This window comes from Pacificoceanicola niger, assembly GCF_048553275.1.
Classification (GTDB): Bacteria; Pseudomonadota; Alphaproteobacteria; order Rhodobacterales; family Rhodobacteraceae; genus Pacificoceanicola.
Genome location: NZ_JBLZMW010000019.1, coordinates 1 through 4,782 on the forward strand (window position 1 = coordinate 1; position 4,782 = coordinate 4,782).

Genomic DNA, 4,782 nt, shown 5'->3' on the forward strand with positions numbered 1-4,782 from the left:
ACTGCGCATACATCGCGTCATACGCCGCAGCATCAACATTCGCAGAAGCCGTAAGCTCCGCGCTGGGGGGGTAGGTGGTGGCGATTGCTGTCTGATCCGTCATGGCGGTCCTCCCTTTCATCACGCTTGTGCCGCGGCGCGGTCTTTACGCTACGTCGCAGTCTAGGGCACCATAGCACGTCCTGAAAATCATAGAATAAGCCACGAATATATATGAGTTAATTTGTAAATCCATTTTCTAGGCGGTTGGAAAGCTGAAAATTTATTTTCCGCCCAAGTGTTAAGCCGCTGTTAAAAAACAACTCTTGGACGCTAACATAACAAGCGCGAGCGCGCACAACCCTTGGTAAAGTGGCGGTGTTTGCGCAAACGGTATGGTGCGACATATTGCGCCGGTGTACCGCCGCATACCGTCGGTCCTGTAGCGGACCCATACTTTTGCGAATCCGGAAAACCTTGCGCCCGGCGTTTGATGCACTAACCTGCCGCATCAAGGCGGCGTTGACCGCCATGAAACCAATGGGAGGTCCCTATCTTGAACATCACCGGAAAACTGCTCTGCACCGTTGTTGCCTTTGCCTTTGCAAGCGAAGCCGCCGCCACCGAATGGAACGTGTCCGTCTGGGGCAAGCGCCGTGCCTTCACCGAGCACATCCACAAGCTGGCCGATCTGGTCGCCGAAAAGACGAACGGCGAGTTCACAATGACCATCAGCTATGGCGGTCTGTCGAAGAACACCGAGAACCTCGACGGTATCAGCATCGGCGCTTTCGAGATGGCACAGTTCTGCGCCGGATATCACCCGGACAAGAACCGCGCGATCACCGTGCTTGAGCTGCCGTTCCTCGGCGTGAATACGCTTGATGAGGAAGTCGCGGTTTCAAATGCAGTCTATGCGCACCCGGCCGTTGCCGAGGAAATGGCGCAGTGGAACGCGAAGATGCTGATGACATCCCCGATGCCGCAGTACAATCTCGTGGGCACCGGCGAGCCGCGCGACGCGCTTGAGAAATTCGACGGCATGCGGGTGCGCGCAACCGGCGGTATCGGTCAGGCGTTTGAAGCGGTCGGCGGCGTTCCCACATCCGTGACATCCTCCGAAGCCTATCAGGCGATGGAAAGCGGCGTTGTCGACACCGTTGCCTTTGCCCAGCACGCGCACCTGTCTTTCGGAACCATCAACGAGGCCGATTGGTGGACCGCGAACCTCAACCCCGGCACGGTGAATTGCCCGGTCGTGGTGAACATCGACGCCTACGAGTCACTCAGTGACGCGGAGCGCGAGGCGTTGGACAGCTCGGTGGACGAGGCGATCGACTACTACCTCGAAAACTATGGCAAACTTCTCAAGCAGTGGGATGACGTGCTGGCGGAGAAAAATGTGACCAAGGTCATGATCTCCGATGATGAGCTGGCCAAGTTCGAAGAGGTCGGCGGCCAGCCCATTCAGAAGGCATGGCTGGACGAGATGAACGCACAGGGCATGCCCGCGCAGGAACTGCTCGACCTTGTGAAATCCACGCTCGCCGAGACACGCGCGTCGAACTGACGGTGGCGGCCTGATTGTCCCCCGGTGGTGCAGGCCGCCGGGGGATTGCATTTCAAAAACAACGAAGCCCCGATGACGGGGACGGAGGGGATATGGCCGGGTCGGCATCTGTTCTGGAGGACGACAGCCTGCTGTCGCGCCTCGACCGGGGATTACTGAAAATCGAGCGGGGTATGGCAACGGTGTCAGGGCTTGGCGCCTTCATGCTGATGTGCCTTGCCGTGATTTCCGTCGTCGGGCGCAACGGGTTCAACGAACCGCTGCGCGGCTATGTAGACTGGATCGAGGCGGCAATGCCGCTGATTGCGATCTTCGGCATCGCCTATGTGCAGCGCGAAGGCGGGCACATCCGCATGGACATTCTCGTCGGGCGTCTGTCCGGACGGCCCCTGTGGCTGGCGGAGTTCCTGACCACTCTGGCAGTGCTCATACTGATGCTGCTGCTGGTCTGGGGCACCTGGGCGCATTTCGATCGCAGTTTCGATTTCTCCAAACCGAACTGGAGCCGCGACAGCTCTATCGACATCGGGCTGCCGATCTGGCCGGCCAAGCTGGTGGTGCCTGTGGCCTTCTCGGTGATGAGCCTGCGGCTGGCGCTGCAGCTTTGGGGCTTTGGGCGCGCCTTCCTGCGCGGGGAGGAGCGGCCAGCGGCGGTGCCATTGGTTCAGACGGCGGCAGAGCAGGCAGCGGCGGAAGCCAGACAAATTCAAGGTCACGACGGCTAAAGGGCGACTATCATGGATTCGATTGAAATCGGCCTTTGGGTCACGGGCGGAATGTTCATCCTTGTTGTCCTGGGGATGCGCGTCGCTTTCGCTGCGGCGCTGGCGGGGCTTGTCGGGCTTATCTGGCTGCGCTGGGATCAGTTCGGCTACGATCCGGACCGCTTTGGCAAGGCGCTGGAGATCAGCGTCAAGATCGCGGGGCAGGTGCCCCATGGCAAGGTCGCGAGCCAGGCGCTCTCGCTCATTCCGACATTCATTCTCATTGGCTATCTTGCATACTATGCGGGTCTGACACGGGCTCTGTTCGAGGCGGCAAAGCGCTGGATTGCCTGGGTGCCGGGCGGGCTTGCGGTTTCGACTGTGTTCGCAACGGCCGGCTTTGCGGCGGTGTCGGGCGCCTCCGTGGCGACGGCTGCGGTCTTTGCGCGTATCGCGATCCCGGAAATGCTCAAGGTGGGCTACGACAAGCGCTTTGCGGCGGGCGTCGTGGCGGCGGGCGGTACGCTGGCCTCGCTCATCCCGCCCTCTGCGATCCTCGTGATCTATGCGATCATTGTGGAGCAGGATGTGGGCAAGCTGCTGCTGGCAGGCTTCATTCCCGGTGTCTTCTCCGCGTTCGTCTACGCGGCGCTGATCATCGGTCTGGCCCTGACCATGAAGAACTTCGGCCCTCCGGTCACCGGCTTTACCTGGAAGCAACGGTTTGCCAGCCTGCCTCCGGCGCTGCCCATCGTGGCGGTGGTCGTGATCATCATCTTCTTTGTCTACAACCCGTTCGGGGGCGACGCCTGGGGCACACCCACCGAAGGCGGTGCCATCGGCGCGTTCATTGTCTTTTGCATGGCGCTGTTCCGGGGCATGCGCCTGCCGGAACTCAAGGATGCGCTGATCGAGACGGCCAAGCTGTCGATCATGATCTTCTCGATCATTTGGGGCGTGCTGATCTACGTGCGTTTTCTCGGTTTTGCGGACCTGCCGACGGCCTTTTCCGACTGGATCACCTCACTGCATTATCCGCCGCTGATGATCCTTGTCTGCATCCTGCTCGGCTATGCGGTGCTTGGGATGTTCATGGATGCCATCGGCATGCTGCTGCTGACCCTGCCCGTTGTCTACCCGGCGGTCATGGCTCTGAACGGTGGCGAGACGGTCGCGGCGGCGGACAGCGCCTTTGGCATGTCCGGTACGATGTGCGCGATCTGGTTCGGCATACTCGTGGTGAAGATGGCGGAGTTCTGCCTCATTACGCCACCCATTGGCCTGAACTGCTTTGTTGTCGCGGGCGTGCGCCCGGAGCTGTCGGTGCAGGATGTCTTCCGGGGGGTGATGCCCTTCTTCGTGGCCGATGCGGTGACGATCGCCTTGCTGGTGGCCTTCCCATCGATTGTCCTGTGGTTGCCATCCCTGGCATAGGCCGCGTGGCGGCACCGTAGTTGCACGATAGAAAGCTGCACGATACAAAAAAGGCGCTTCTTGCGAGGCGCCTTTTCCTTTGTCTGATGCTCTGCGATCAGGCGGCTTGTTCTGTGGGCGGTTCCTTGGCGCCGGTCATGAAGGCCACCGCGTCCGACATGGTGTAATCCTTCGGGTTGACCACGCAGAGGCGGCGACCCAAGCGGTGTACGTGGATGCGATCGGCCACTTCGAACACATGCGGCATGTTGTGGCTGATCAGGATGATCGGAATGCCACGCGATTTCACATCCTGGATCAACTCCAGCACCCGGCGGCTTTCCTTGACCCCAAGCGCCGCAGTCGGCTCGTCGAGAATAATGACCTTCGAGCCGAAGGCGGCGGCGCGGGCCACGGCCACGCCCTGACGCTGGCCCCCGGAGAGGGTTTCGACAGCCTGGTTGATGTTCTGGATGGTCATCAGCCCAAGATCGTTCAGCTTTTCCCGCGCGATGCGTTGCATCTCTGCCTTGTCGAGCTTTTTAAAAACCTTGCCCATGATGCCCTTTTGCCGGATCTCGCGGCCCATGAACATGTTGTCGGCGATGGACAGGGCCGGGGACATGGCCAGCGTCTGGTAGACGGTTTCGATCCCCGCCTTCCGCGCATCAATGGGCGTCTGAAAGTGGATCGGTTTGCCGTCCAGTTCCACGGTCCCGGCGTCGGGCTGCACCGCGCCGGAGATTGCCTTGATCAGGGTGGACTTGCCCGCGCCGTTGTCGCCGATGACAGCGAGGATTTCGCCGGGGTAGAGATCGAAGTCGCAGCGGTCGAGGGCGGTCACCTTGCCGTAGCGCTTGACGAGGCCACGGCCTTTGAGAATGGGCTGCTGTGTCATGCTGCTGCCTTTCTGGTCCGGTTTTCGGTCTGCGACTGCCCGGTATCCCGGGCAATCGTGCGAGATGTGACGGATTTCATGCAGGTCATGCGGAGACCTTTCTGATCCATTGGTCTCCCGCGGGTTTCCCCGCGTGCGGTGTCGTCCGCATTCCGCTGGAGATCGTTCATGCAGGTCATGCGGAGACCTTTCTGATCCATTGGTCTCCCGCAGGTTTC

4 protein-coding genes are annotated in these 4,782 nt (G+C 60.6%); 3 read left to right on the forward strand and 1 reads right to left on the reverse strand.

What is annotated here, in order from left to right; translation table 11 throughout:
• The first annotated feature begins 535 nt into the window (after window positions 1-535).
• The 3 genes from ACN2XU_RS20010 (at window position 536) to ACN2XU_RS20020 (ending at window position 3,687) form a co-directional block, all read left to right on the forward strand.
• Entirely contained in the window at window positions 536-1,549 is a 1,014-nt protein-coding gene (locus tag ACN2XU_RS20010) for a C4-dicarboxylate TRAP transporter substrate-binding protein (protein ID WP_419412120.1), read from the forward strand.
• Window positions 1,550-1,641: 92 nt separating this feature from the next.
• Window positions 1,642-2,274 (forward strand): TRAP transporter small permease subunit, encoded by a 633-nt coding sequence (locus ACN2XU_RS20015; RefSeq protein WP_419412121.1) that lies wholly within the window; start codon window positions 1,642-1,644, stop codon window positions 2,272-2,274.
• Between the two features lie 12 nt (window positions 2,275-2,286).
• Window positions 2,287-3,687 (forward strand): TRAP transporter large permease, encoded by a 1,401-nt coding sequence (locus tag ACN2XU_RS20020; protein ID WP_419412122.1) that lies wholly within the window; start codon window positions 2,287-2,289, stop codon window positions 3,685-3,687.
• 97 nt (window positions 3,688-3,784) lie between these two features.
• Here ACN2XU_RS20020 and ACN2XU_RS20025 read toward each other — a convergent pair whose 3' ends face one another.
• Entirely contained in the window at window positions 3,785-4,564 is a 780-nt protein-coding gene (locus tag ACN2XU_RS20025) for an ATP-binding cassette domain-containing protein (RefSeq protein ID WP_419412123.1), read from the reverse strand.
• Between the last annotated feature and the right edge of the window lie 218 nt (window positions 4,565-4,782).